General features: G+C 75.6%; 2 protein-coding genes. Both read left to right on the forward strand.

Going from position 1 to position 2632, the window contains the following annotated elements; all coding sequences use genetic code 11:
• Nucleotides 1-1723: RsmB/NOP family class I SAM-dependent RNA methyltransferase (locus tag PINTE_RS20885; RefSeq protein WP_068434452.1), on the forward strand; the 1723-nt coding region annotated here is incomplete at its 5' end.
• Nucleotides 1724-1869: 146 nt separating this feature from the next.
• Nucleotides 1870-2526 carry a ribulose-phosphate 3-epimerase gene (gene rpe, locus PINTE_RS20890; protein WP_068434455.1) on the forward strand — a complete coding sequence of 219 codons (657 nt, stop codon included), beginning with the start codon at nt 1870-1872 and terminating at the stop codon, nt 2524-2526.
• The last annotated feature ends 106 nt before the right edge of the window (nt 2527-2632 follow it).

The raw sequence follows: 2632 nt of genomic DNA on the forward strand, positions 1-2632 counted from the left end.
AGAGGGCGGCCGGTCCCGCACCGAGCGCCGCGAATTCCGGGCGGGCCGCGAGCGGCACCGGTCGGCCACCGCGCCCTCGCGCCGCGCCCGCAGCGCCGACGACGCCCGGCTCGTCGCCTACGAGGTGATGCGCGCCATCGACGACGGCGCCTACGCCAACCTCGAGCTGCCGCGCCGCCTGCGCCGCGCCCGCCTGCACGGCCGCGACGCCGCGTTCGTCACCGAACTCGTCTACGGCGCAACGCGATTGCGCGGACGCTACGATCCGATCGTCGCCCGGGGAGCCGGTCGCGATCTCGCCGACATCGACCCCGAGGTGCTCGACGTGCTGCGGCTGGGAGCCCACCAGCTGCTCGGCATGCGCGTCGACTCCTACGCCGCCGTCGACTCCAGCGTCGCCCTCGCCCGCCAGGTGCTCGGCGCCGGCCGCGCCGGGTTCGTCAACGCCGTGCTGCGCCGCGTCAGCGAGAAGTCCGCCGACGAGTGGGAGGCGGTGCTGCTCAAGGGCCTCGACCCCGCCTCCGACGAGGCCCTCGCGGTGCTGCACTCGCACCCGGCGTGGGTGGTCCGGGCCCTGCGCTCGGCCCTGCGGGCCGCGGACGGCCGGACCCGCTGGGATGGCGAGGCCGCCCGCGACTCCGGGGCTCGCGGCGTCGAGGCCGCCCGTGACTCAGGGGCCACCCCTGACTCCGAGGCCGACTCCGAGGTTCGCGACTCCGAGGTTCGCAGCGCCGAGGTTCGCGACTCCGAACTTCGCAGCGCCGAGGCCGCTCCCGGCGCCGAGGCTCGCGATCCCGAGGCCGAACTCGTCGCCCTGCTGGAGGCCGACAACGCTGCCCCGGCTGTCGCGCTGGTCGCCCGCCCGGGGCTGTGCGATGTCGACGAGCTGGTGGCCGCGGGCGCCGCGCGCTCGACGCTGTCGCCGCTGGCCGCCGTGCTCGACGCCGGCGGCGACCCAGGCCGCATCGACGCCGTGCGGTCGGGCCGCGCCGCCGTGCAGGACGAGGGCTCCCAGCTCGTCACCCTCGCCGCCCTCGATGCCCTCGCCCCGGCCTCGGGGCCCGAGCCGCCCGAGGCAGCCGAGGCACCCGAGGCACCACAGACCCTCGACCCGCAGAAACCCCAACGCTGGCTCGACCTGTGCGCCGGACCGGGCGGTAAGGCCGCGCTGCTCGCGGCGGCCTCGATCGACGCCGACGCGGTGTTGTTCGCCAACGACGCGAGCGCCCACCGCACCCGGCTCGTCGACGACGCGGTCGCCGCGGCGATCGACGCCGGCGCGGAGGTCTACGTCGGCACCGGCGACGGCCGCGACCTCGGCCGCGAGGAGCCGGGCTCCTTCGACCTCGTGCTCCTCGACGTCCCGTGCACGGGCCTGGGCGCCCTGCGCCGCCGCCCCGAGGCGCGCTGGCGCCGCACCCCCGACGACGTCGGCGCCCTCTCCCACCTGCAGGGCGAGCTGCTGGACTCCGCGATCGCCGCCACCCGCCCCGGCGGGCTCGTCGCCTACATCACGTGCAGTCCGCACCCCGCCGAGACCCGCTACGTCGTCGCCGACGCCCTGCGCCGCCACCCGCACGTGCGGGCCCTCGACGCCCGGCCGCACGTCCGCGACGCCGCCGGCCACCCCGTCTCCGGGCTGGGGGAGGGGCCGTACGCTCAGCTGTGGCCGCACCGCCACGGCACCGACGCGATGTTCCTGGCGCTGCTGCGGATCGGCTGAGCGCACAGAACCGCCTGTCGTCTCGCCGTTGCGCTCACAGCTCGGCGATGCGGCTACAGCCGCCACCCCGAGCGCTGACCGCATCGCCCAGGATGTGGATACGCCCGCGCCCGGGCACCACCCCGCCGCCGGGTAGGTTCGGGAGCGTGCAGATCTCACCGAGCATCCTGTCGGCCGATTTCGCCAACCTGCAGCACGAGCTGGAGGCGGTCCGCAACGCCGACTGGGCGCACGTCGACGTCATGGACGCCCACTTCGTGCCCAACCTCACCCTCGGCCTGCCGGTCGTGGAGGCGCTGCTGAAGGTCAGCCCGATCCCCGTCGACTGCCACCTCATGATCGAGGACCCCGACCGCTGGGCCCCCGGCTACGCCGAGGCCGGCGCGCAGAGCGTCACCTTCCACATCGAGGCCGCCCGCGACCCGGTGCGGCTTGCCCGCGCGATCCGCGGTGAGGGCGCCCGCGCGAGCATGGCCCTCAAGCCCAAGACCCCGTTCGCGCCGTACGAGGAGCTGCTCGACGAGGTCGACATGGTGCTCGTCATGACCGTCGAACCCGGCTTCGGCGGCCAGTCGTTCATGGCCGACATGATGCCCAAGGTCACCCAGGTCAAGGAGGCGGTCCGCCGCCGCGGCGGGCAGATCTGGATCCAGGTCGACGGCGGGGTCAGCGCCGACACCATCGAGCAGTGCGCGCAGGCCGGCGCCGACGTCTTCGTCGCCGGCTCGGCCGTCTACGGGGCCGACGACGCGGCCGCGGCCGTCGAGGAGCTGCGCGCCCTCGCGAGCGCCCACGCCTGCTGAGGCCCGGGCCCGGCGCCGAGACGAAAGTCGCATACACACTCCGGCAGCGCGCGCAGACGCGGGCCGTTGAGCTGCGCATTCACGGCGTCGGCCGAGCCCGGCCACC

The sequence above is a fragment of the Piscicoccus intestinalis NBRC 104926 genome (assembly GCF_001515525.1).
In the GTDB taxonomy this organism is placed as follows: Bacteria; Actinomycetota; Actinomycetes; order Actinomycetales; family Dermatophilaceae; genus Kineosphaera; species Kineosphaera intestinalis.